The 22,965-nt window shown below is 61.3% G+C and carries 23 protein-coding genes; 11 read left to right on the forward strand and 12 right to left on the reverse strand.

The annotated features are described in order from the left end of the window. Positions 1 to 312: 312 nt before the first annotated feature. The 10 genes from F0P97_RS03755 to F0P97_RS03800 all read left to right on the forward strand — a co-directional run bounded on the left by F0P97_RS03755 (position 313) and on the right by F0P97_RS03800 (position 10,098). Entirely contained in the window at positions 313 to 1,395 is a 1,083-nt protein-coding gene (locus tag F0P97_RS03755; RefSeq protein ID WP_371878519.1) for a pilus assembly protein PilM, read from the forward strand. Beyond that, positions 1,392 to 2,003: a PilN domain-containing protein gene (locus F0P97_RS03760; protein WP_182285675.1), complete on the forward strand. Its 612-nt coding sequence runs from the start codon at positions 1,392 to 1,394 to the stop codon at positions 2,001 to 2,003. The genes F0P97_RS03755 and F0P97_RS03760 overlap by 4 nt, the downstream gene beginning before the upstream one ends. Then, positions 2,003 to 2,677 (forward strand): type 4a pilus biogenesis protein PilO, encoded by a 675-nt coding sequence (locus F0P97_RS03765; protein WP_182285676.1) that lies wholly within the window; start codon positions 2,003 to 2,005, stop codon positions 2,675 to 2,677. Before F0P97_RS03760 ends, F0P97_RS03765 begins: the two co-directional genes overlap by 1 nt. After that, positions 2,674 to 3,225, forward strand: coding sequence for a pilus assembly protein PilP (locus F0P97_RS03770; protein ID WP_182285677.1), 552 nt, complete (start codon positions 2,674 to 2,676; stop codon positions 3,223 to 3,225). The genes F0P97_RS03765 and F0P97_RS03770 overlap by 4 nt, the downstream gene beginning before the upstream one ends. Beyond that, the gene (gene pilQ, locus F0P97_RS03775) at positions 3,222 to 5,345 is read left to right on the forward strand and encodes a type IV pilus secretin PilQ (protein ID WP_182285678.1); all 2,124 of its coding nucleotides are present in this window, start codon (positions 3,222 to 3,224) and stop codon (positions 5,343 to 5,345) included. The genes F0P97_RS03770 and pilQ overlap by 4 nt, the downstream gene beginning before the upstream one ends. Positions 5,346 to 5,459: 114 nt before the next feature. After that, positions 5,460 to 5,996 carry a shikimate kinase gene (locus tag F0P97_RS03780; RefSeq protein WP_182287098.1) on the forward strand — a complete coding sequence of 179 codons (537 nt, stop codon included), beginning with the start codon at positions 5,460 to 5,462 and terminating at the stop codon, positions 5,994 to 5,996. A 63-nt stretch (positions 5,997 to 6,059) separates the two neighbouring features. Continuing rightward, entirely contained in the window at positions 6,060 to 7,157 is a 1,098-nt protein-coding gene (gene aroB / locus F0P97_RS03785) for a 3-dehydroquinate synthase (RefSeq protein WP_182285679.1), read from the forward strand. An 84-nt stretch (positions 7,158 to 7,241) separates the two neighbouring features. Next, positions 7,242 to 8,420, forward strand: coding sequence for a deoxyguanosinetriphosphate triphosphohydrolase (locus F0P97_RS03790; protein WP_182285680.1), 1,179 nt, complete (start codon positions 7,242 to 7,244; stop codon positions 8,418 to 8,420). Positions 8,421 to 8,575: 155 nt separating this feature from the next. Further along, positions 8,576 to 9,193, forward strand: coding sequence for a DUF1415 domain-containing protein (locus F0P97_RS03795; RefSeq protein ID WP_182285681.1), 618 nt, complete (start codon positions 8,576 to 8,578; stop codon positions 9,191 to 9,193). Then, the gene (locus tag F0P97_RS03800) at positions 9,193 to 10,098 is read left to right on the forward strand and encodes a class I SAM-dependent methyltransferase (RefSeq protein ID WP_182285682.1); all 906 of its coding nucleotides are present in this window, start codon (positions 9,193 to 9,195) and stop codon (positions 10,096 to 10,098) included. Before F0P97_RS03795 ends, F0P97_RS03800 begins: the two co-directional genes overlap by 1 nt. Before the next feature lie 45 nt (positions 10,099 to 10,143). Here the strand turns inward: F0P97_RS03800 and pgi are convergent, their stop codons facing one another. After that, positions 10,144 to 11,748, reverse strand: a complete 1,605-nt coding sequence (pgi, locus tag F0P97_RS03805) for a glucose-6-phosphate isomerase (protein WP_182285683.1) — start codon at positions 11,746 to 11,748, stop codon at positions 10,144 to 10,146. Between the two features lie 12 nt (positions 11,749 to 11,760). Further along, positions 11,761 to 12,726 (reverse strand): transaldolase, encoded by a 966-nt coding sequence (tal, locus tag F0P97_RS03810; RefSeq protein ID WP_182285684.1) that lies wholly within the window; start codon positions 12,724 to 12,726, stop codon positions 11,761 to 11,763. 244 nt (positions 12,727 to 12,970) lie between these two features. Between tal and F0P97_RS03815 the strand changes: the two genes are divergently transcribed. Further along, positions 12,971 to 13,816 (forward strand): SIS domain-containing protein, encoded by an 846-nt coding sequence (locus F0P97_RS03815; protein WP_003058703.1) that lies wholly within the window; start codon positions 12,971 to 12,973, stop codon positions 13,814 to 13,816. A 212-nt stretch (positions 13,817 to 14,028) separates the two neighbouring features. Here F0P97_RS03815 and catC read toward each other — a convergent pair whose 3' ends face one another. From catC to F0P97_RS03865, 10 genes are all read right to left on the reverse strand, one after another. Next, positions 14,029 to 14,313 carry a muconolactone Delta-isomerase gene (gene catC / locus F0P97_RS03820; RefSeq protein ID WP_003062020.1) on the reverse strand — a complete coding sequence of 95 codons (285 nt, stop codon included), beginning with the start codon at positions 14,311 to 14,313 and terminating at the stop codon, positions 14,029 to 14,031. 50 nt (positions 14,314 to 14,363) lie between these two features. Further along, positions 14,364 to 15,701, reverse strand: a complete 1,338-nt coding sequence (locus F0P97_RS03825; RefSeq protein WP_182285685.1) for a short-chain fatty acid transporter — start codon at positions 15,699 to 15,701, stop codon at positions 14,364 to 14,366. Between the two features lie 218 nt (positions 15,702 to 15,919). Then, a complete protein-coding gene (locus F0P97_RS03830; protein WP_182285686.1) occupies positions 15,920 to 16,657 on the reverse strand; it encodes an SDR family oxidoreductase in 738 nt (245 codons plus the stop codon). 52 nt (positions 16,658 to 16,709) lie between these two features. Further along, positions 16,710 to 17,018, reverse strand: a complete 309-nt coding sequence (locus tag F0P97_RS03835; RefSeq protein WP_182285687.1) for a YciI family protein — start codon at positions 17,016 to 17,018, stop codon at positions 16,710 to 16,712. A gap of 19 nt (positions 17,019 to 17,037) precedes the next feature. Further along, the gene (locus tag F0P97_RS03840) at positions 17,038 to 18,099 is read right to left on the reverse strand and encodes a cyclase family protein (protein WP_182285688.1); all 1,062 of its coding nucleotides are present in this window, start codon (positions 18,097 to 18,099) and stop codon (positions 17,038 to 17,040) included. 68 nt (positions 18,100 to 18,167) lie between these two features. Beyond that, positions 18,168 to 18,965 carry a 3-oxoadipate enol-lactonase gene (gene pcaD / locus F0P97_RS03845; RefSeq protein WP_182285689.1) on the reverse strand — a complete coding sequence of 266 codons (798 nt, stop codon included), beginning with the start codon at positions 18,963 to 18,965 and terminating at the stop codon, positions 18,168 to 18,170. Between the two features lie 156 nt (positions 18,966 to 19,121). Further along, on the reverse strand, positions 19,122 to 20,117 hold the full coding sequence (locus F0P97_RS03850) for a Bug family tripartite tricarboxylate transporter substrate binding protein (RefSeq protein ID WP_182285690.1): 996 nt from the start codon (positions 20,115 to 20,117) through the stop codon (positions 19,122 to 19,124). A gap of 166 nt (positions 20,118 to 20,283) precedes the next feature. After that, on the reverse strand, positions 20,284 to 21,495 hold the full coding sequence (pcaF, locus tag F0P97_RS03855; RefSeq protein WP_182285691.1) for a 3-oxoadipyl-CoA thiolase: 1,212 nt from the start codon (positions 21,493 to 21,495) through the stop codon (positions 20,284 to 20,286). A 71-nt stretch (positions 21,496 to 21,566) separates the two neighbouring features. After that, positions 21,567 to 22,208, reverse strand: coding sequence for a 3-oxoacid CoA-transferase subunit B (locus F0P97_RS03860; RefSeq protein WP_182285692.1), 642 nt, complete (start codon positions 22,206 to 22,208; stop codon positions 21,567 to 21,569). Positions 22,209 to 22,239: 31 nt separating this feature from the next. Beyond that, a complete protein-coding gene (locus F0P97_RS03865) occupies positions 22,240 to 22,941 on the reverse strand; it encodes a 3-oxoacid CoA-transferase subunit A (protein ID WP_003058692.1) in 702 nt (233 codons plus the stop codon). Positions 22,942 to 22,965 lie beyond the last annotated feature (24 nt).

Consider the following 22,965-nt stretch of genomic DNA (forward strand, 5'->3'; position numbering starts at 1 on the left):
CTGGTGGGCAGAATGTTCTGATGGCGGCATTTCGCAGTATTGGCAAGGGGTAGGGCATTATAGAAATGCCGCCCAGAAAAGCATCGTGGCGGCCGGGTGGAGGCCGCGCTTTGGTCGAATCCTAAGTCACAGGGTAAGTACCACTGGGGGCAAAGGGTAGCTTTCTTGTTGTTTGACGTTACACAAGTTTGTCTTTTTTTGACCACGAAATATGGTGCAAAGCGCTGCTGCAAAGCATGTGCTGCTATAGCTTGCTGCTAGGATCCCAGGGTATTGCTGGCTTTTGTTTCCATTCTTACAAACCTGGGGGGCATGTTGATTGCTCTGAGTTCTTTATTCAGCCGTCAGCCTGCACCTTTGCTTGGCATTGATGTCAGCTCCTCCAGCGTGAAGCTGGTCGAGCTGGCCAAAAGCAAATCCGGCGAGTGGCAATTGGAGCGTTGTGCGATCGAGCCGCTTGAAAAAGGCTGGATCACCGACGGCAATATTGAGAAATTCGATGAAGTGGCTGAGGCGGTGCGCCGCCTGGTCAAGAAAAGCGGAACGCGTACCAAGCAGGTCGCCATGGCCTTGCCCGCCGCAGCCGTGATCACCAAGAAGATCACCCTGCCATCCGGTTTGACCGAGCTGGAAATGGAGGTCCAGGTCGAGTCCGAAGCCAACCAGTACATTCCGTTCTCGCTCGACGAAGTGAGTCTGGATTTCTGCGTCATAGGGCCTTCGCTGGTGTCGCCCGGCGACGTGGATGTGCTGATCGCTGCATCGCGCAAGGAAAAAGTGCAGGACCGCCAGGGCCTGGCCGAGGCGGCCGGTCTCAAGCCCATCGTGATCGATATCGAGCCCTATGCCGCCCGGATGGCTGCCACGCGTCTGGTGTCGCGTTTGCCCAATGCCGGGCGTGACGCCATTGTTGCGTTGTTCGAAGTGGGGGCCATGACCACCAGCATGCAGGTGCTTCGCAACGAGGAGGTGCTGTATGAGCGAGATCAGGCATTTGGCGGCGCGCAACTGACACAGCTGATTGCACGCCAGTATGGGTTTTCTCCGGAAGAAGCAGAGGCCAAGAAGCGCAGCGGCGAATTGCCGGACGACTACGCGGCTGGTGTGCTCAAGCCCTTCGTGCAAAGCCTGACCCAGGAGGTGGCGCGAGCATTGCAGTTCTTCTTCACGAGTACTCCCTATAACCGCGTCGATCATGTTTTGCTGGCAGGTGGATCGTCGTCCCTGCCGGGGCTGGTGGAGGCCGTCAGCCAGCAGACCGGATGTGCCTGCAGTCTTGCCAATCCTTTCGAAGGCATGGAAATTGGCAGCGGCGTGCGTCTGAAGAAGATGGCACGTGAAGCGCCGTCCTATCTGACCTCTTGCGGTTTGGCCATGCGGAGGTTTCAAGAGTGATACTGATTAACCTTTTACCGCACCGCGAAGCAGCCAAGAAGCGCCGTAAAGAAGCGTTTCAGGTGAATATGGTGCTGGGCGCACTGGGTGGACTGCTGATCGCAGCACTGATTTACTGGTACTTCCAGATGATGATCGAGGGCCAGCAGAACAAGAACAATCTGCTGCGCTCCGAAATCAAGGTCCTGGAAACACAGATCAAGGAAATCGAGGGGCTCGAGGCCGAAATCACCGCTCTGCGTGCACGACAGAAGGCGGTGGAGGATCTCCAGTCCGACCGCAATCTGCCGGTATACATGCTCAATGAGCTGGTCAAGCAACTGCCGGACGGTGTCTACATCAGCAGCATCAAGCAAGAAGGCCTGTCGGTGACCATGCAGGGAACTGCGCAGTCGAATGAGCGTATTTCCGAGATGCTGCGCAATCTTACGGATGGCTCGTCCTGGTTCTCCAAGCCTGAGTTGATGGAAATTGTGGCCAAGACGGTTGATGTGACTGCCAAGGATAAGCGCCGTGCAGCTGCATTCACATTGCGCTTCAATCTGACCAGGGCCAGCGATGCGGAGAAAAATCTGCTTGCTGCAAGCTCTTCTGTGAAGGCGCAGTAATGGCAAAAAAGAAGAAATCTCTGGACATCGACTTCGCTGCACTGCAAGAGAGAATTCAGCGCCAATTCCGGAATCTGGATCCCAATGACCCTTCGGTCTGGCCAGCCTTGCCCAAGGCACTGCTGTATGTTGCCGTTGCAGTCGCTGTCGCTGCCTTGCTGTGGTTCGTCATCCTGAAGGATTACGAAGCAGAGCTTGACGCCGAGCGTGCGACCGAGGTGACTCTGCGCGAAGACTATTCCAAGAAAATGGTCAAGGCAGTGAGCCTGGAGGGCTTGAAGAAGCAGCGCGAGCAGGTGCAGCAGTATGTGACGCAGCTGGAAAAGCAACTGCCCAGCAAGGCGGAGATGGCAGCTCTGCTTTCCGATATCAACCAGGCTGGCTTGGGACGTAGTCTGCAGTTTGAGGTATTCCGCCCTGGTGCCATGGTTACCAAGGAGTACTACGCCGAGCTGCCCATCACCCTGAAGGTGACGGGGCGTTATCACGACATCGGTGCTTTTGCCTCGGATATCGCTTTCCTGTCCCGTATCGTGACCTTGAACAATCTGTCCATCGCTCCGGGAAGCAAGGACACGGATGTGCTGTCCATGGATGCCACGGCACGCACATTCCGATATCTGGATGCGGACGAAGTCAAGGCGCAGCGCGACGCGGCCAAGAGGAAGAAATGAGCAGAGCATTCTTGAACCCTGTCTGGCTGGTCCTGATGAGCAGTGCTTTGCTGGCGGGCTGCACCTCCTCCGAGGAGGAGCAACTGCGTGAGTGGATGGCCCAGGAGCGAGCCAATGCCAGGCCTCGTGTGACTCCTCTGGAGGAGCCCAAGCCTTTCAAGCCTCAGGCCTATACAGGGGCTGATGGTATGGACCCCTTCAATCCTCTCAAGCTGATCCAGGTGCTGCGCAAGGAGTCTGCGCAATCCAACATCAGCACGGCTTTGCTCACGCCAGAGCTGAATCGCCGCAAGGAGCCGCTGGAGGCCGAGCCGCTGGACACCATGACCATGGTGGGCAGTCTCGACAAAAAGAACGTACCCACGGCCTTGGTCAAAGTCGGCGGTCTGCTCTATCAGGTGCGTGTCGGCAACTATCTGGGGCAGAACTACGGAAAGATCACCAAGATTACGGAAAACTCCATCCAGCTGAGAGAAATTGTCCAGGATGGCGGTGGTGACTGGATTGAAAGAACAAGCACTTTGGAGTTGCAGGAGGTTGGCAAATGATGGGTATTAATCGCAGCACTATGGCGAAGGCCCGTTGGGGTCTGACCCTGAGCGGCCTTTTGCTTTCTTCGGCAGCTTGGGCACAAGCCCGCATTGAGGCTGTTACAGGTGCTTTGCATTCAGGCTCCGAGGTCGTCCGTGTTGAGCTGTCCGAACCGCTGGCTGCAGACCCGACCGGATTCGTGGTTCAGTCTCCGGCGCGTATCGCTCTGGATTTTCCGGGTGTGAGCAATGGTTCGGGCAAGTCGTCGCTTGAATTCAATCAGGGCAATCTGCGTTCGGCAAATCTGGTGGAAGCATCGGGTCGCTCACGTCTGGTATTGAACCTGAAGACGGCTACGACCTATCGCTTGCAGCGCCAGGGCAAATCTCTGTTGATCTTGCTTGATCCCGCGGGTGCCGCGACAACTGCTGCAGCTGCGGCTCCTGTCATGGCTCCGGTGTTCGAGAACAAGACGGCCGCCTCTGATGCAGCTCCGATTCGCGGTATCGATTTTCGCCGTGGTAGCGACGGTTCCGGCCGGGTTGTTGTCAGCCTTGGCAGCAGCCAGGTGGGGGTGGATCTGCGACAGGAGGGCAAGGGCCTGACGGTGGATTTCCTGCGTACGGCCCTGCCTGAAGATTTGCGCAAGAAGCTCGATGTGGGAGATTTCGGTACGCCTGTGCAAACGATCTCGACCACCCAGCAAGGTGATCGTGTTCGGATGCGCATTGACCCTGTGGGTGACTGGGAGCACAGCGCTTACCAAAGTGACAATCAGTTCGTGGTGGAGGTGCGCCAGAAAAAGGTCGACACCAGCAAGTTGACCCAAGGCCCGGGCTACAGCGGCGAAAAGCTATCGCTCAATTTTCAGAATATCGAAGTGCGCTCTTTGCTGCAGGTCATTGCGGACTTCACCAACTTCAATATCGTCACCTCGGATACGGTGACAGGTGCCTTGACCCTGCGCCTGAAGGATGTGCCTTGGGACCAGGCACTTCAGATCATCATGGATGCCAAGGGGCTGGGCATGCGCAAGTCCGGCTCCGTGCTCTGGATCGCTCCCAAGGACGAGATTGACGCGCGTACCAAGCGTGACTATGAAGCGGCCATGGAAATCCAGAAGCTGGAGCCTTTGCGCACGCAAGGCTTTCAGCTCAACTATGCAAAAGCCGCAGACATTCTGCAGCAGATCACGACTTCGACAGGCGGCGGTGGTGCAGGCGGTACAGGATCCAGCACGCGCTTTCTGTCGTCGCGCGGCTCGGCCATTTCCGAGCCACGAACCAATCAGCTATTCGTGACGGACACGCCGACCAAGCTGGAAGAAATGAAGGCTTTGCTGGCAACGCTGGATGTGCCGGTACGCCAGGTCATGATCGAGGCCCGCATTGTCGAGGCGCGCGATACCTTTGGCCGTTCGCTGGGTGTGAAGTTCGGCGGAGGGGCTGTTGGCAGCAATGCCTCCATGACATCGTCTCAGTTTCTGCCTGGTAGTACTGGTAGTGGATCGGGATCAAGCACCAGATTCCCCAGTGGCAATTTTGTCAATTTGCCGGCCAGTATTTCAGGAATCAACACTGTGGGTCAGGTTGCATTCTCTGTCTTCAATAGCTCCATGTCGCGTTTTCTGTCCCTGGAGCTGTCCGCTCTGGAAGCCGAAGGCGATGGCAAGATCATCTCCAACCCCCGGCTGGTGACGGCAGACCAGAACAAGGCCTTGATCGAGCAAGGCACGGAATACCCATACTCCGTGACTGCGCCGAATGGCGCCACGACCATCTCGTTCAAGAAGGCCGTACTGAAACTGGAAGTGACTCCGCAGATCACTCCTGAAGGCGACATCATTCTGGATCTGGATGTGAACAAGGACAGCCGCGGCGAGACCACGACTCAGGGCGTCGCCATCGATACCAAGCATGTCAAGACCCAGGTGCTGGTCGAAAATGGCGGCACGGTGGTGATTGGCGGTATCTTTGAGATGGAGGAGACCAACCAGCTCAACAAGGTGCCGCTGTTCGGAGATCTGCCGGTATTGGGGCATTTGTTCCGCAGCAACACCAAGGCTTCGAGCAAGCGCGAAATGCTGGTTTTCATCACTCCCAAGATGCTGAGCCAGGTGCGCAGCACCAGCAAATAACTGTTATCAGTTTTTACATAGGGCCCGCACGAGTTGATGCGGGCCTTTTCATTTGTAATATCTGCGGGCTGCGAGAATCATGGGCTGGCCAGATTGGCGGATGACGGTAACGCGATGACTGTTCTAAAGAAATTTCATATTGCCCTTGTGGGCTTGCCAGGCTCCGGCAAATCCACCATCGGACGCTATTTGGCCAAGCGTTGGTCTATGCCTTTTGTGGATGTGGATACTGCCATTGAAGAGCATATTGGCTGCACGATCCGCGACTTTTTTGCCAAGGAAGGCGAGTCCAGATTCAGGGATGTAGAGCAGGAGGTGCTGGCGGCGCTGCTGGCGCGATCTGATAAAACGGTGGTTGCCACAGGTGGCGGAGCTGTGCTGAAGGCCGAGAACCGGCAAGCGCTGGCCGAGCATGCACAGGTGGTCTATCTGAGTGCATCACCGCATGAAATTGCCAAGCGCCTGCAGCGAGACACCCAGCGCCCCTTGCTGCAGGTGGACAATCCTTTGCAGCGCTTGCTGGATTTGCACGCCATCCGGGATCCGCTCTACAAGGAAGTGGCGGATTTTGTGGTGGCGGGCAGCGGCCTGTCCGCTACGCAGGTGGCTCAGCGAGTGGCCATGCAGATCGAGCTCGGTCAGCATTCCTGATTCCGTTGAAAGCTTGTTGTCCGGTGCACCGTATGCACTGCCTGCTATGTATTTTGAGAGAGATTGAACGTGGAAACAGTGCATATTGATCTGGATGAACGCAGCTATCCCATCGTGATTGCAGAGGGCTTGCTGGCCCAGAGCTCCACTTGGCGGACACTGCCCAAGGCTGCTGCGGCTCTGGTCGTGACGAATGATGTCGTGGCTCCGCTTTATCTGTCTGCGCTCAAGCAGGCCTTGAGCGGTCAATACGCGCAGGTTCACGAGGTGGTGCTGCCCGATGGTGAAGCCCATAAAGACTGGCAGACTCTGAACCTGATTTTTGATGCCCTGCTGCAACACGGCTGCGACCGCAAGACGGTGCTGTTTGCGCTGGGCGGTGGCGTGGTGGGAGATATGACGGGCTTTGCTGCCGCCAGCTATATGCGTGGCGTGCCTTTTGTGCAGGTGCCGACCACGCTGCTGTCCCAGGTCGATTCCTCGGTGGGGGGCAAGACTGCCATCAACCACCCACTGGGCAAGAACATGATTGGGGCCTTTTACCAGCCGCAGCTGGTGCTCTGCGATCTGGCCACGCTGGATACCCTGCCCGAGCGCGAGTTGAGCGCAGGTCTGGGGGAAATCATCAAATACGGCCCTATTGCCGATATGCAGTTCTTTGACTGGCTTGAACAGAACATGGATGGCCTGCTGCGCCGCGACCGCGACCTGCTCGCCCATGCCGTCAAGCGAAGTGTGGAGATCAAGGCCTGGGTCGTGGGGCAGGACGAGAAGGAAGCGGGTCTGCGCGCGATTCTCAATTTTGGTCATACCTTCGGTCATGCGATCGAGGCCGGCATGGGCTATGGCAACTGGCTGCACGGTGAAGGCGTGGCTGCAGGCATGGTGATGGCAGCGGAGCTGTCCCAACGTCTTGGCCTGGTGGAGGCGGGCTTTGTCTCGCGTCTGCGCAAGCTGATCGAGCGAGCGGGCTTGCCGGTGCGCGCAGCGGTCATCGATGCCCAGGACAATGCGGGTCGCTATCTGGAACTGATGCGGGTTGACAAGAAATCCGAAGCCGGTGAAATCCGCTTCGTGCTGATCGATGGTCCCGGCAAGGCCGTGATGAGGTCGGCACCCGACGCACTGGTGCGTGAAGTGATCGAGAGTTGCTGCGCTTGATGCATGGCGCTATGTGAGCAGACCCTGGGGGAAGCGAGTCCATAGCTGTTAGAGTCATTGCATCGAGTTGTTGAGGCGATTTGCATGACCGCTCTGGCTTCCTATGCCTGCCATCCCCAGCAAAGCCGCGGGCGTCGCTTTGCTGAGCCCCAGGCTCCCACGCGTAGCGACTTTCAGCGCGATCGGGATCGCATTGTTCACTCCTCGGCCTTCAGGCGACTGGTTTACAAGACCCAGGTCTTTGTGAACCATGAGGGCGATCTGTTCCGAACCCGGCTCACGCACTCTCTGGAAGTGGCGCAACTGGGGCGCTCCATCGCGCGTTCTTTGCGGCTGGATGAAGACCTCGTTGAAGCCATCTGTCTGGCGCATGATCTGGGGCATACACCTTTTGGACATGCGGGGCAGGATGCGCTCAATGAGTGCATGAAGCCCCATGGCGGTTTTGAGCACAATCTGCAAAGTCTGCGTGTAGTGGATAGGTTGGAGGAGCGTTATCCTGCCTTTGACGGTCTGAACCTGACTTTTGAAACACGCGAGGGAATTCTCAAGCATTGCTCGCTCAGCAATGCGCAATGGCTGAATGCACGTGAGCCCGGCGGCGTGGCTCAGCGTTTTCTGGACGGTACTCAGCCTTCTCTGGAGGCGCAGCTATGCAATCTGGCGGATGCGATTGCCTATAACGCCCATGATGTGGACGACGGCGTTCGATCGGGCTTGATCACCATGACCCAGTTGCGTGAAGCCGTGCCTTTGTTCGCCCGCTATTACACCTCGACATTGGCGGATTGGCCCGATCTGGCTCTGCCGGATGCTCAGCGCAAGCTGCTCTATGAAAGCATTCGCCGCATGCTCAGTGATCAGGTCTATGACGTCATCCGTCACTCACAGGCCGGTATTGAGCAGGCGGCTGTGCGCTCGGTGCAGGAGGTTCGCCAGCACGGGCGGACGCTGATCGGTTTCAGCGAAGAGATGAAAGCGCAGTCCCAGGTGCTAAAGCAGTTCTTGTTCAGGCAGCTCTATCGGCACCCTCGAGTCATGCAGACCATGGACAGTGCTCAGCAAGTCGTGAAAGAGCTGTTTGCCGCCTATATGGTGGAACCTGAGCGCATGAAGCCGCGCTTTGTTCAGCGTGCCCATATCGTCACTACCCTGCATGAACGTGCGCGAGTGGTGGCGGACTTTATTGCGGGTATGACGGATCGTTATGCGGCGCGCGAGCATGAACGCATCACCGGGTTGAGGCTGCTGGGCGAGGCCTGAGGGAAGCTCGCCAACGGTCTTGCTGCCAGTGGCGAGCATGGCACAGGCCGGATCGCTAAAATAGCGATTCTGTGTATCTAGAGCCGGAATATTTCCCGCCCAGTGCGCATTCTTTGGGGGCGATGGCCCCCGTTTGCATTTTGGAGGGCCCTGTCATGACCGAAACTTCAACCATCGCCGATCAGGCTTTCCCGCCAGAGCTTGTGATTGCGGATACCGTGCGCTGGCTGGAAAAGGCCGTGATAGGTCTCAACCTATGCCCTTTCGCCAAAGGCGTGCATGTCAAAGCTCAGATCCACTATGCCGTCAGCGATGCGACCGATGCGGAGGCTGTTGCCGAGGCCCTGCATCGCGAGCTTGAGGCCCTGGCCGAAGCCAGTGCGGAAAAACGTGACACCACACTGCTGATCCTGCCCCATGCCCTGCAGGATTTCCTGGACTTCAATGACTTCCTTGAAGTGGCCGATGCCATGGTCGAGGAGCTTGATCTGGGCGGTATTTTGCAGGTCGCCTCATTTCATCCTCAATTTCAGTTTGAGGGCACTGATGTGGACGACGTTACCAACTGCACCAACCGCTCTCCCTATCCCATATTGCACTTGCTGCGCGAAGACAGCATCGACAAGGCTGTGGAGGTGTTTCCGGAAGCCGAGACGATATACGAGCGCAATATGGAAACGCTGGAAAAGATCGGTATCGAGGGCTGGCTGGACCTGGATGTCGGGGCCCGCTGCCCCGTGACCGGCCATGCTCAGACGAAGGCAGAGAAGTGATGGGCAAGACCGATAAAAAGCAGAACCTGCAAAAGCCCGCCAAAACAGGGACGTCAGATATCGCCGAGCAACTGGGGCTCAAGCCCGGCCAGAGCCTTGAGCTGCTCAAGGCCCTGCATATTCTGACGCGCGAGGGCAAGCTCAACCAGGATTCGCGCCGCAAGCTCAAGCAGGTCTATCACCTCTATCAGTTCATCGAGCCTTTGCTGACAGAGCTATCCAAGGATGGGCATGCCGTGACACTGGCCGACCATGGCGCAGGCAAGTCCTATCTGGGGTTCATTCTTTACGACCTGTATTTCAAGGCCCTGGACCAGGGACGGATTTACGGCATCGAGACGCGTGCGCCGCTGGTCGAGGCATCTCAGAAGCTGGCGACTGAACTTGGCTTCGAGCGCATGGAGTTTCTCAATATGTCGGTGGCCGAGTCCACGCGAGCAGACTTCATGCCTTCGCAGTTCGATGTGGTCACGGCCTTGCATGCCTGTGATACGGCGACTGATGATGCGATCGCCTTCGGGCTGGAAAAGCAGGCCCGGGCCATGGTGCTGGTGCCTTGCTGTCAGGCCGAGGTGGCCGCATGTCTGCGCCAGACCAAGGCCATGAGCCTGGCGCGCACTCCGCTGGCCGAGTTGTGGCGTCACCCGATCCACACTCGCGAGATGGGCAGTCAGATTACCAATGTGCTGCGCTGCCTGTATCTGGAGGCTTGTGGTTACCAGGTCACGGTCACCGAGTTGGTGGGCTGGGAGCACAGCATGAAAAACGAATTGATTGTGGCCCGTTATACGGGACAGAAAAAGCGCAGTGCGGCGCAACGCCTGCGTCAGCTGCTCGCCGAGTTTGGACTGGAAGGTCTGGCGGGTGCACGCTATCCCCATTTGCCGGAAACCAGCGCGGTCTGAGCAGGCTTGAAGCATGAGCCCTGCCGGGCCCGCTGCTTGTGATGCTCAGTGACTTTCCATCAGGCGCTTCATCAGCTCCTGCGTCGACGCGTCCACTCCTGCCCAGTCATTGCGGTTCTGGCGAGCATGCAGCTGCTTTGCCAGCTTCTTGCCCAGCTCCACACCCCACTGGTCGAAGCTGTTGATGTCCCATATGGCGCCAGAGACAAAAATGCGATGTTCATACAGCGCAATCAAGGCGCCCAGAGAGGCCGGATCCAGTCTTTCAAGCATCAAGAAACTGCTGGGGCGATTGCCGGGACAGTCTTTTTCCAGACCTTCTCCACAGCGCCCCACCATCAGCGCCTGGGCCTGGGCAATCGCGTTGACCACCAGGCTTTGATGGTGCTCTCCCAGGTATTTGCCCCCGTCGCGCAGGACAATGAATTCGACCGGTATGACATCTTGCCCCTGATGCAGCATCTGAAAGAAGGCATGTTGCCCATTGGTGCCGGGTTCGCCCCAGATCACCGGCGCAGTGGGGACGGAGAGCCGAACGCCATTCTTGTTGATGCGTTTGCCGTTGCTCTCCATCTCCAGCTGCTGCAGATAGGCTGTCAGGCGGCGCAGCCCATGGCTGTAAGGCGCGATGCAGCGGCTGGAAAACTGGCAGAAATTGCGATACCAGATGTCCAGCAGGCCCAGGCGCACCGGGAGATTGTTCTCCAGAGGGGCTGTGAAAAAGTGGGCATCCATCGCGTGCGCGCCGCTCAGCAGCGCCCTGAATTGCGCCGAGCCTATGGCGATGGCAATGGGCAGCCCGATGGCGGACCACAGCGAAAAGCGTCCGCCCACCCAGTCCCAGAAGCCCAGAGTGCGCTGTATGCCGAACTCTGCGGCCGCCTGGGTATTGGTGGTTAGGGCCACGAAATGCCGGTCAATCGAGCATGGGGCCTGCGGATCTGCGCTGCCCCCATGGTCGAGAAACCACTGTCTGGCCGAGCGTGCATTCAGCATGGTCTCGGCCGTGGTGAAGGATTTGGAGGCAATCAGGAACAGCGTGCTTTCCGGTTTGACCCGGCGCAGCACATGCCCCAGTTCGTGCCCGTCCACATTGGAGACAAAGTGAAAGTTCTTGTCCTTGTCTATCCAGTCCTCAAGGGCATTGACCACGACTTCAGGACCCAGATGCGAGCCGCCGATGCCGATATTGACGATATCGGTGATCTGTTGACTGCCCCTGATCTGATCGGCCAGGGCGAGCATGCTATCCAGCGTGTCGTGAACGCCACGCAGAGCCGAATGCATGTCCTGGGGCCAGGACCGAAGCACAGGTGACTGGGCGAGCTGCCCGCCGTCTGCAGGAGTGCGCAGCAGCCAGTGCATCGCGCTGCGCTGCTCGCTGGGATTGATGACTGCGCCGGCCAGCATGGCATCGCGCTTGCTTGCGAGCTGGCTATCGACGGCAAGCTGTCTCAGCAAGGCCTCGGTCTCGCTAGTCCATAGGTTCTTCGACAGATCGGCGAATACATGCGGTGCCTGCATGCTCAGTGCATCAAGACGTTGTGGGTCTTGTGCAAAAGCCTGGCGCAAATCCAGATGCTGGATCTGCGACCGGTAGTGGGTTTGCAAAGCCTGCCAGGCAGGCAGCTCGTGACAAAGAGGGGTCAAAGGAAATGTCCGTCAATCTGCAGCCGCTTGCTGCATCAATGCTTCCAGCTTCAGGGTGTCTGCGGTGAAAGCGCGAATGCCCTCGGCCAGCTTTTCGGTGGCCATGGCATCTTCGTTCAGCGCAAAGCGAAACGAGGCCTGGTCATACAGAACGCGTTCCTGTGGCTGGGCTCTGGCCTTGTTCGGGTCCAGGGCGCGGGTCAAAGGCATGTCATCGTCCTGCTGTGCGCGGAGCTGGGCCAGCAGCTCAGGTGCAATGGTAAGCAGATCGCAGCCCGCCAGAGCCAGAATCTGGCCGGTATTACGAAAGCTTGCACCCATGACCTCGGTGGAAACATCGAAGTGCTTGTAATAGTCGTAGATTTTCTGTACGGAGCGCACGCCCGGATCATTGGTCCCGGCCATGGCGGCCTCATCCCACTGCGCGCCGGCCTGCTTTTTGTACCAGTCGTAGATGCGGCCCACAAAGGGTGAGATGAGCTGGACCTTGGCCTGACCGCAGGCAACGGCCTGGCAGAAGGAGAACAGCAGCGTCAGATTGGTGTGAATGCCGCGCTGCTCGAGAATGCGGGCCGCTTCAATCCCTTCCCAGGTGGCGGCGATCTTGATGAGCACGCGCTCGGTGTGGATGCCTGCGGCCTGATACAGCTCGATCAGTCGCTCGGCGCGCGTGACCGTGGCCACGGTGTCGAAAGACAGGCGGGCATCAACCTCGGTGGAGACACGACCGGGTATGGTGCTCAGAATCTCGCAGCCGAAGCGCACCAGCGTCCGGTCCATGATTTCGTCCAGCCCTCTGTCTTTGAATTGCGCCACGGTGGCGCGCATCAGCGGCGCATATTCGGTCTTTTGAACCGCTTTGAGAATCAGGGATGGATTGGTGGTGGCATCTTGCGGTTGAAACTGCGCCAGTTGATGAAAATCACCGGTGTCCGCGACCACGGTCGTGAATTGCTTGAGCGCCTCCAACTGATTCATGTCCATCCTTTGCTGTGTTTCAAACTAACCAGCAAGTGTAGAGCGTGAATCCCTGATTGAGAATGAGCTTGCAGATGCTCCGTTTGATGATGCATCAAGGCAAACCCTGTTGAATATGCGCGCTCGCCTATTTATTTGCGGAAATATGCAAGTTTTGCTGTCATTTTGCGAGGCGTGAGGCGCTTCGGTCTTATGCTCGCCTTTTTCTGCACTCATTCATTGCCTACACCTCATCTGCGCCAATATGCTTGATCGGATTACTGCCTCCCTTCCGTCCCTGGCGCCTGCAGAGCAGCGTGTTGCACGCCTGGTACTGGCCGATCCGCGGGCCTTCGCGCATCTGCCGGTGCGAGAGCTGGCAGTGCGGGCACATGTCAGCAAACCCACGGTGGTGCGCTTTTGTCGCAGCATGGGCTATGACGGCCTGGCGGACTTCAAGCTCAAGCTCGCGGGCAGCGTCAGCGAAGGCGTGCCCTTCATCCATCGCAGTGTGGACAGCGATGACAAGACCAGCGATGTCATGGTCAAGGTGGTGGACAACGCGGTTGCCGCTTTTCTGCAGTACCGCAATGCAGCCAGCACGGCGGCCATAGAGCAGGCTGCGCAGGCGATTGCAGCGACCTGGCAGACGGGCAAGCGCATCGAGTTCTACGGCGCCGGGAACTCGGGCATCGTGGCGCTGGATGCCCAGCACAAGTTCTTCCGCCTCGGTGTGACCAGCCTGGCCACCAGCGATGGCCATATGCAGGTCATGAGCGCCACCTTGCTGGGGCCGGGGGACTGCGTGGTCATTATTTCGAACTCCGGCCGAACGCGGGATCTGATGGATGCGGCGGATATCGCCCGCAAGAACGGGGCCACCACGATTGCCATCACGGCCAGCGGCTCTCCTCTGGCCTCGGCCTGCCAGGTGCATCTGGCGGCCGATCACCCCGAAGGCTACGACCGCTACAGCCCCATGGTGTCGCGGCTGCTGCACCTGCTCATCATCGATGTGCTGGCGACCTGTGTGGCTTTGCGCATCGGGCCTGCGCTGCAGCCGGCGCTGGAGCAGATGAAGAACAATCTGCGCGCCAAGCGCTATACCTGAAGACCTGCAAAGACGCGGCTTGGGGCAGGCAGCAGCGAAGGTGTGAATGCTCTTTTAATAGGAGCTTATACCGCTTTGCTGATAATGATTTCAGATATAAAACATATTGAAATCTTTTTTGAATAGTCGGCGATAGCTATCAAAAAAAGCCCATGCGGCCAGAGACTGCATGGGCTTTGTTGCGGACGGGCGCTGGCCCGCCGCTGTCGTGCTTACTCCTGCACGATGGAGGAGGGGTGGTTGGCCAGGGGCTTTACCTTGATCTGCATATAGGGGAACAGTGGCAGGCCGCTGAGCAGGCTGTGCAGTTCGTCATTGCTCTGGACGTCGAAGATGCTGACGTTGGCGTATTCGCCCACCACGCGCCAGATATGGCGCCACTTGCCTTCGCGCTGCAGCTTTTGCGAGTATTCCTTCTCGTCCTGCTTGATCTGCGCGACCAGTGCGGGGTCCAGCGAGTGGGGGATCTGGACAATCATTTCGACCATGTACAGCATGGGGTTCTCCTAGGTGAGGATGTGAACGGAAAAAGTACGCTGGCGCTCTGTTACAGATGAGGCCAGATCAGCATGGTGGTCGCGTAGATGACGCCGACCAGCATCATGGAAACCACGGTATAGCCCATGATGTCCTTGAGCTTGAGCTTGGACAAGGCCAGGGCCGGCAGGATCCAGAAGGGCTGGACCAGGTCGTTCCAGCCATTGCCCAGCATCACCGACATGGCGGTCTGGGCTTGCGAGGCCCCCAGAGTCTTGGCCGCGTCAATCATGAACGGGCCCTGCAGCACCCAGTGGCCGCCGCCCGAGGGCGCGAAGAAGTTGATCGCGAAGGAGCTGACCAGGCCCCACAGCGGCAGCGTGTGCTCGCTGGCGACGCTCACGAAGATGTGGGCGATGGACTCCACCAGGCCAGAGCCATGCATGATGGCCATGATGCCCGCGTAGAAGGGGAACTGCAGGATGATGCCGCCGATGGTCTTGACGCCTTCGTTGACCTTTTCCACGTAGAGCATGGGTGTTCTGAGCAGCAGCACGCCCAGGAACAGGATGAAGAAGTTGATCATGTTCAGGTCGAGGTTGCCGCCCTTGACGAAATGCAGCACCACATAGGCCATGCCGCACAGGCCGATCAGCAGATTGAGCACGCGGCTGTTGTTCAGGCGGTAGGCCAGGGTCTTCTGGTCGCCCAGCAGGTCGTGGCCTGCGCCGCCCTTGCCTTCGTCGGCGGCCACGGCGGGGTCCAGTTCCACGATCTTCTCGCCGGCCTTGGGATGCATGGCGGCATTGAGCAGCGGCAGGGCAATGAGCACGGCCAGACTGGTCAGCAGCATGGGTGCGGAGAAGATGGTCTGCGTCAGCGGGATCAGGCCCATGCTGCTCTCGAAGGTGTGGCCCTTGGTCGAGATCAGCACCGGAATCGTGGCCGAGAAGCCCAGGCTGTACATGGTGAAGCCGGTATAGGCCGAGGCGATGATCAGCGGATAGTGAACGCCCTTGACCTTGAGCGCCAGCTTGCGCGCCATGATGCCACCGATCACCAGGCCGAAGCCCCAGTTCAGGTAGCTGCCCACGCAGCCCACGATGGTGGCCACGATGATGGCCTGGCGCGGTGTGTGCACGTGGCTGGCGATGCGGTCCAGGAAGCGGTTGACCAGGGGCGCAGCCGCCAGCACATAGCCCATGACCAGGATCACGGCCATCTGCGTGGTGAAGGCCAGCAGGCTCCAGAAGCCCTTGCCCCAGTCCTCGACCACGAGGTTGACGGGCCGGCTTTCCACGGCAAAGGCCAGGACCATGGTCAGCAGGGTCAGCAGGATGGCAAAGACAAAGGGGTCGGGCAGATACTTGCGCATCAGCTCGGTGAAGAAGGCGGTGATTTTCGACATGGGTGCCGGTCTCCGGGGGTGGAATGATTTATGGGGAGAGGAAGGCGCCTGCGCCGCGGGGGCGCAGGGCAGGAACGTGGCTTTGCGGAAGTGGCCGGCAGGGCTCGCGTCAGAGACGCCGAGCCAGGGCCGTCCCGCAGCGAGGGCGTCGTCCCCTCCTGCGCAGCGAGAGAGGGCGCCGTGCATGCAGGCAAGCCGCAGCGCGGCTCAGGAGGCGTTTATACGGACGCCACGCCGACGGTCATCCCGCCGCAGACATAGAGCACCTGTCCGGTCACAAAGCCACTGCGCTCGTCGAGCATGTAGGACACGGCATGGGCCACATCCTCGGGAGTGCCCACGCGCTTGACGGGGACTGACTGGATGATCTTCTGCGTGCGCGGTGCATCGGGCGGGTTGGCCTTGTCGAACAGCTCGGTGCGGATGGGGCCGGGGCCTATGGCGTTGGCCGTGATGCCCCACTGTCCCAGCTCCAGCGCCCAGACGCGCGTCATGCCGATCAGGCCGGCCTTGGTGGCAGCGTAGGCGGTGCGCAAGTCCTTGCCCAGCGCGGCGCGCGAGGACATGTTGACGATGCGCCCGAAGCCCGCCTCCTTCATGCCGGGCAGCAGGGACTGCATGCACTGGAAGGCGCAGCGCAGGTTCAGCGAGACGGCCAGGTCGAACTCGGCCAGGGTCTGGGACGCGGCATCATTGGGCACGACCACGCCCACGTTGTTGACCAGGCGTGTGATGGGGCCGCCTTCCAGAGCCTGACGCAGGGCGCGGGCTGTGTCCTCGGTATTGCTGAGGTCAGCCTGGATGCCGCCCGGAACGTGATCGACCACGCGGTCGATGATGATGGGCTCGTAGCCATCGGCGCGGCAGCGCTCTGCAGCGGCGGCGCCGATGCCGGCACCGCCGCCGGTGATCAGCACACGGGGGCGGACGGGAAGGGAAGCGTTCTGGGAAGACATGGCAATACTTTCGGACGGAATGCGGGGAAAGGGCTGGGCTGCCGGGCGGGAGCTAGGCCGCCGCAGGCAGGTGGCTGGCGCCGGCCACATAGGCTTTGCGCCAGCGGGTGATGGACACGCGCTCGAACAGGCCGGCGGCGAAGAAGGGGTCGGACTCTATGAAGGACCGGGCTGCTTCGCGCGTGTCCAGTTCCACCACGTACAGGCCGCCGCCGAGGTCGCTGCCGTCGTCGGCCAGCTTGGCGCCGCAGGCCAGCAGCAGGTGCTTGTGGGTGTCCAGGAAGCCCAGGTGCGCGGGGCGATGGGCCTGGCGCACGGCCTGGTGGCCGGGCTTGTCGAAGGTTTCGATGATGAAGGGCATAAAGGCTCCGGCGTTGGGCTCAGACCGTGGCGACGGGCGTGACCGGCGAGGCGATGGCGCCCGGCAGGTTCAGCGGCGGTGCCGTGAGCAGGAAGCGGTGGCGACCGTGCTCGCGCAGCCAGTGCGCCAGCGGCGTCAGGTGCCACAGCTCGCCCAGGTGCACGCCCAGCTTGAACAGGCAATGCTCGTGCAGCGGCAGGGCCGCGCAGCAGGCAGCGCCGGGGCGCGCCGGGAAGGCCTCGACCGCGTAGTTGTCGGTGGCGATGACGGCGATCTGGCTGTCGGTGATCCACTGCAGCAGGCGCGCATCGCGCCCGTCGAGCACGGCGCAGGCGTGTTCCAGCACCTCGGGGTCGGGGTTTTTGTGCATGTCCAGCACCCGCTGGGCAAAACCCGTGTGCAGGCACAGCATGTCGCCGGGCTCGATTTGCACGCCGTCGGCGGCGATGGCCTGCATCAGCTGCTCGTAGCCGACCACGGTGCGGGCGTCGCCGAAGTGGGCGCGCAGGTCCACCATCACCCCGCGGCCCTGCACGCCGTTGCGGGCCATGCCTTCAATGCCCAGGGCTTTGGCGCAGCTGGTGCTGGCGTTGTCGTCCAGGTGCGCGGGAATGCCGGTGCCGCTCAGCTCGGCGGGGCCCACGATGTCGATACCCGCAGCAAAGCCGTTGTAGTACAGCGGCTCGGGCAGACCGTCGCCATTGGCATCGAACAGGGCGCCCACATGGGCCAGGCCGTCCCACTGCGTGGAGTACTGCAGCGACAGGATGACCATGTCGTCCGAGAGCACGTCGGTACGTCCCGGCTCCAGCTCCTGCAGCAGGCAGTTGAAATTGACGCGGCCCTTGCGCTGCAGCGGACGCAGCACCGGGGGCTTGCGGTTGGGATTGAGGGCGCTGCCGCCCGGGTAGTCCAGGGGCAGGCTCAGCGCAAAGCGCTGGCCGGTCTGCACTTCGGCCACGCCTTGGCGGACTTTTTCGGGGGTCAGCAGGTTCAGGCGGCCGAGCTGGTCGTCTTCACCGAAATCGCCCCAGGTCGAGCCTTCGGGGCGATGTCTCCAGCGGCGGAAGAGTGTGGGCATGGCGGTCTCCGTGTCACAGGCCGTGACGGCCGCTGCCACAGAAGGGCAGCCGGTCGTCGCGGCGTCGGTCAGTGCTGGCGTGCAAAGCCGGCCAGGGCTTGTTCGAAGGCCTCGGGCGCCTCCAGATTGGACAGGTGCGAGGCCTGCAGCTCGACCAGCTGCGAGCCGGCGATGGCGGCCTGCATGGCCTGGGCATCGGCCACCGTGGTCACGGGGTCATGCGCGCCGGCCACCAGCAGCGTGGGCGTGGCGATGGCGGCAATTGCTGCGCGCAGGTCCTCGCGGGCCAGTGCTTCACAGCAGCTGGCATAGCCTTCGGGCGCGATGCCGGCGATCCATCCCTGGGCGCGTTGCACCACGGCCGGCTGGGCAGCCGCAAAACCGGGCGTGAACCAGCGGCCCGGCGACGATTCGGCCAGGACCTGCATGCCGGCTGCGCCGTTGGCGCGCACCTGGGCGGCTCGCTCCAGCCAGGCCGACTCCACGCCGATCCTGGCGGCGCTGTTGGCCACGGTGAGACTGCGCAGGCGCTGGCCGGCATTGACACCCAGCCACAGGCCGGTCAGGCCGCCCATGGAGATGCCGCAGAAATGCGCCTGCTGTACCTGCAGCGCGTCGAGTATGGCCAGCACATCGTGGCCCAGCTGGTCAAAGTTGTAGGGGCCGTCGCTGCAGACGCTGGCGCCATGGCCGCGCGTGTCGTAGCGCAGCACGCGAAATTCGCTGCGCAGGGCAGTTGCCTGTGCATCCCACATCTCCAGCGTGGTGCCCAGGGAGTTGGACAGCACCAGCACGGGGGCGTCGTCAGGGCCTTGCAGATCAATGCGGAAATCGCCGCTGGCGGTGGAGAGCAGGGAGGTGGTCATACAGGCTCGTAAAAGGGGTGGAAAGAAGCGCGCCGCAGTGGTGCGTCCTGGGTCAGGGGGCAGCCGAGCAGGGGCCTTGCTGCCCGCAGCGACGGCTACGAGAGCGCGCCGTGCCACGGGGGAAGCCGCGCAGCGGCTCAGGGGGAGTGTTGGATCTCAAACGCTGGCGCCGGAGTCCTTGACCACCTTGCCCCACTTCTTGGCTTCGGCGTCGATGAACTTGGCAAAGCCTTCCTGGGTGTCGATCACGACTTCACCGCCCTGGTCGTTGATCTTCTTGATCACGGCGGGATCCTTGAGCACCTTGGCAATGGCGGCATGCAGCTTTTGCTGGATGTCGGCAGGTGTCTTGACAGGAACGAAGAGACCGAACCAGGAAGTGGCCTCGTAGCCGGGCACGCCGGCTTCGGCCACCGTGGGTACATCGGGCAGTTCGGGCGAGCGCTTGGCGGTGGTCACGGCGATGGGGCGCAGCTTGCCCGAACGCACATGCTGGATGGCCGAGGGCATGTTGTCGAACATGATGGCGATCTGGTTGCCCAGCAGATCGGTGATGGCCGGCGCACTGCCCTTGTAGGGCACATGCACCATGTCCAGATGGGTCATGGACTTGAACAGTTCGCCTGACAGGTGGATGGAGCTGCCCGAGCCCGAGGAGCCGAAGTTCAGCTTGCCGGGATTGGCCTTGGCGTAGGCCATCATTTCCTTGACGGTCTTGAATGGCTGGCTGGGGTGGGCCACCAGCAGATTCGGCACATTGGCAACCCGGGTCAGAGGGGCGAAGTCCTTGACGGGGTCGAAGGGCATCTTCTTGTACAGGGCTTCGTTGATGGCGTGCGTGCCCACAGTTCCCATGAACAGGGTGTAGCCGTCGCCGGCTGCACGGGCTGCTGCCTGGCCGCCGATATTGCCGCCCGCACCGGGACGGTTGTCGATGATGATGCTCTGGCCCAGTTCGGTGCTCAGGGCCTGACCCACCACGCGCGCCAGGATGTCGGTCGTGCCGCCGGCCGAGAAGGGCACGATCATGGTGATGGGCTTGCTGGGATAGGGCGTCTGGGCCATGGCGGGAGCCGTGCCCAGAGCGAACAGGGCGGTTGCTGCCAGGGTCTGCAGGCTGCGGCGGCGAGACAGGGAAAGGGAATTGGACATTGAGGTCTCCGGAAAAAGGCAAGACACCGCCGGCCAGTGGCCGGGGCGCGGGCTGCCGCGGTGGCACACCTGCGAGAGAAGGTGCACGCCAGCGGTCGTTGTTTTTGAGCAAGAGGCAAGGGGGCGGCAGCAGGCCGGGCGGGGCCCGTCTCTGCCGCAGTCGGGATCAGACGCGTTCGAGCACCACGGCAATGCCCTGGCCCACGCCGATGCACATGGTGCACAGCGCATAGCGGCCGCCCAGGGCATGGAGCTGGTTCACGGCCGTGGTGGCCAGGCGGGCGCCCGATGCGCCCAGGGGGTGACCCAGGGCGATGGCGCCGCCCCACTGGTTGACGCGGCGGTCGTCGTCGGCAATGCCCAGATCGCGCAGCACGGCCAGGCCTTGTGCGGCAAAGGCTTCGTTGAGCTCGATGACATCCATCTGCTCAAGAGTCAGCCCGGTCTGGGCCAGCACCTTGCGCACGGCGGGAGCCGGGCCGAAGCCCATGATGCGCGGCGCGACGCCGGCCACGGCCATGCCGACCACACGGGCGCGCGGCACCAGGCCGTACTGCTTGGCCGCTTCCTCGTTGGCCAGCAGCAGGGCGCAGGCGCCGTCGTTGACGCCGCTGGCATTGCCGGCCGTGACCGTGCCATCGGGGCGTACCACGCCCTTGAGCTTGCCCAGCGCCTCGATGGTGGTGGCGCGGGGGTGTTCGTCCTGACTCACGACAATGGGGTCGCCCTTCTTCTGGGCGATGGACACGGGCACGATCTCGCGTGCCAGATGGCCGGCGGCAATCGCTGCCGCTGCCTTTTCCTGGCTGGCCAGGGCCATTCGGTCCTGGGCTTCGCGTTCGATCCCGAAGTCGTCGGCCACGTTTTCGGCGGTCTCGGGCATGGAGTCCACGCCGTACTGGGCTTTCATCAGCTTGTTGACAAAGCGCCAGCCGATGGTGGTGTCGTAGACGGCATTGCTGCGGCTGAAGGCGGACTCGGCCTTGGGCATGACGAAGGGCGCGCGGCTCATGCTTTCCACGCCGCCGGCAATCATCAGGCGTGCTTCGCCGGACTTGATGGCACGTGCGGCGGTGCCGACAGCGTCCAGGCCCGAGCCGCACAGGCGGTTGATGGTGGCGCCGGGCACATCGATGGGCAGGCCGGCCAGCAGCGCCGACATGCGGGCCACATTGCGGTTGTCCTCGCCGGCCTGGTTGGCGCAGCCGTAGAGCACATCGGCCACGGCGGTCCAGTCCACATTGGGGTTGCGCTGCATCAGCGCCCTGATGGGCAGGGCGCCCAGATCATCGGTGCGCACGCCGGACAGCGCACCGCCGTAGCGACCGAAGGGGGTGCGGATGGCGTCGCAGATAAAGGCTTGGTTCTGGTTGCTCATGGCATGTCTCCGTTATGAAAATTGAGCTTGGGGTCTAGGCCGGATTGGCAAGAAAGCCGTCAGCGGGCCGTTCAGGCCGCGATGGGCAGGCCCACGATGCGTTCGAGTTCGGCGTGCTCCAGTCCTTCGACCTTGTCGATCAGGCGCAGCCCTTCGGCAGTGCAGGCCAGGGTGCACAGATCGGTGTAGATGCGTTTGACGCAGCCCAGGCCGGTCAGCGGGTAGCTGCACCGGGCCACGACCTTGCTCTCGCCCTTCTTGGTGAGCAGATCCATCATCACCCAGGTCTGCTTGGCGCCAATGGCCAGGTCCATGGCTCCGCCCACGGCGGGTATGGCGCCGGGCTCGCCTGTGCTCCAGTTGGCCAGGTCGCCCGTGGCCGAAACCTGGAAGGCTCCGAGCACGCAGATGTCCAGATGGCCGCCGCGCATCATGGCGAAGCTGTCGGCGTGGTGGAAATAGCTGCCGCCGGGCAGCAGGGTCACGGGCTGCTTGCCGGCATTGGTCAGGTCGTAGTCTTCGGAGCCGGCCGCCGGTGCCGGGCCCATGCCCAGAATGCCGTTCTCGCTTTGCAGCACGATCTCGCGTCCTGCGGGGATGTGGTTGGCCACCAGGGTGGGCTGGCCTATGCCCAGATTGACATAGGCTCCGTCATGAATGTCCTGGGCCACGCGCAGGGCCAGTTCGTCCTTGCTTCGTTTTTGATAGCTCACGCTTGTATCTCCTTGCTGGACCTTGGCTGGCTCAGGCCGCCTTCTTGAAGCCGCCGGCCTGGGTGGCCACGCGCTCGATCTTCACCACCTGGCTCACATAGATGCCCGGGGTGACCACGGATTCGGGGTCAAGCTGGCCGAGTTCCACGATGTCATGCACGGTGGCCACGGTGAACTTGGCGGCCGAGGCCATCACGGGGCCGAAGTTGCGCGCCGACATGCGGTAGGTCAGGTTGCCCCAGCGGTCGCCCTTTTCCGCCTTGATCAAGGCCACATCGCCATGGATCGGGTACTCCAGCACATAGTGCTTGCCGTTGATCTCGCGCGTTTCCTTGCCTTTGGCAAGTTCGGTACCGTAGGCCGTGGGGCAGAAGAAAGCGCCTATGCCTGCAGCAGCGGCGCGCATGCGCTCGGCCAGATTGCCCTGGGCCACCAGCTCGAGTTCGATCTTGCCGCTGCGGTACAGCTCGTCGAAGACCCAGCTGTCCACCTGGCGCGGGAAGCTGCAGATGATCTTGCGCACCTGGCCGGTCTTGAGCAGGGCGGCCAGACCGGTGTCGCCATTGCCGGCATTGTTGTTGACCACGGTAAGCTCGCGAGCACCCTGGGCGATCAGGCCGTCGATCAGCTCGCCGGGGATGCCCGAGGTGCCGAAGCCGCCGATGAGCACGGTGGAGCCGTCTTGAATGCCGGACAGGGCCTGAGCGACCGAGTCGGCGATCTTGTTGATCATGGGTGTCTCCAATTTTCTATACAA

Origin of the sequence: Comamonas testosteroni (genome assembly GCF_014076415.1) — a bacterium.
GTDB lineage: Bacteria > Pseudomonadota > Gammaproteobacteria > Burkholderiales > Burkholderiaceae_C > Comamonas > Comamonas testosteroni_F.

What these genes read in the sequence shown, in the direction of transcription:
- F0P97_RS03755 (WP_371878519.1), top strand. Translation starts at nt 313, where the DNA reads ATGTTGATTGCTCTGAGTTCTTTATTCAGCCGTCAGCCTGCACCTTTG.
- F0P97_RS03765 (WP_182285676.1), top strand. Translation starts at nt 2,003, where the DNA reads ATGGCAAAAAAGAAGAAATCTCTGGACATCGACTTCGCTGCACTGCAA.
- F0P97_RS03770 (WP_182285677.1), top strand. Translation starts at nt 2,674, where the DNA reads ATGAGCAGAGCATTCTTGAACCCTGTCTGGCTGGTCCTGATGAGCAGT.
- pilQ (WP_182285678.1), top strand. Translation starts at nt 3,222, where the DNA reads ATGATGGGTATTAATCGCAGCACTATGGCGAAGGCCCGTTGGGGTCTG.
- F0P97_RS03780 (WP_182287098.1), top strand. Translation starts at nt 5,460, where the DNA reads ATGACTGTTCTAAAGAAATTTCATATTGCCCTTGTGGGCTTGCCAGGC.
- F0P97_RS03790 (WP_182285680.1), top strand. Translation starts at nt 7,242, where the DNA reads ATGACCGCTCTGGCTTCCTATGCCTGCCATCCCCAGCAAAGCCGCGGG.
- F0P97_RS03795 (WP_182285681.1), top strand. Translation starts at nt 8,576, where the DNA reads ATGACCGAAACTTCAACCATCGCCGATCAGGCTTTCCCGCCAGAGCTT.
- F0P97_RS03800 (WP_182285682.1), top strand. Translation starts at nt 9,193, where the DNA reads ATGGGCAAGACCGATAAAAAGCAGAACCTGCAAAAGCCCGCCAAAACA.
- tal (WP_182285684.1), bottom strand. Translation starts at nt 12,726, where the DNA reads ATGAATCAGTTGGAGGCGCTCAAGCAATTCACGACCGTGGTCGCGGAC.
- F0P97_RS03815 (WP_003058703.1), top strand. Translation starts at nt 12,971, where the DNA reads ATGCTTGATCGGATTACTGCCTCCCTTCCGTCCCTGGCGCCTGCAGAG.
- catC (WP_003062020.1), bottom strand. Translation starts at nt 14,313, where the DNA reads ATGCTGTACATGGTCGAAATGATTGTCCAGATCCCCCACTCGCTGGAC.
- F0P97_RS03825 (WP_182285685.1), bottom strand. Translation starts at nt 15,701, where the DNA reads ATGTCGAAAATCACCGCCTTCTTCACCGAGCTGATGCGCAAGTATCTG.
- F0P97_RS03830 (WP_182285686.1), bottom strand. Translation starts at nt 16,657, where the DNA reads ATGTCTTCCCAGAACGCTTCCCTTCCCGTCCGCCCCCGTGTGCTGATC.
- F0P97_RS03835 (WP_182285687.1), bottom strand. Translation starts at nt 17,018, where the DNA reads ATGCCCTTCATCATCGAAACCTTCGACAAGCCCGGCCACCAGGCCGTG.
- F0P97_RS03840 (WP_182285688.1), bottom strand. Translation starts at nt 18,099, where the DNA reads ATGCCCACACTCTTCCGCCGCTGGAGACATCGCCCCGAAGGCTCGACC.
- pcaD (WP_182285689.1), bottom strand. Translation starts at nt 18,965, where the DNA reads ATGACCACCTCCCTGCTCTCCACCGCCAGCGGCGATTTCCGCATTGAT.
- F0P97_RS03850 (WP_182285690.1), bottom strand. Translation starts at nt 20,117, where the DNA reads ATGTCCAATTCCCTTTCCCTGTCTCGCCGCCGCAGCCTGCAGACCCTG.
- pcaF (WP_182285691.1), bottom strand. Translation starts at nt 21,495, where the DNA reads ATGAGCAACCAGAACCAAGCCTTTATCTGCGACGCCATCCGCACCCCC.
- F0P97_RS03865 (WP_003058692.1), bottom strand. Translation starts at nt 22,941, where the DNA reads ATGATCAACAAGATCGCCGACTCGGTCGCTCAGGCCCTGTCCGGCATT.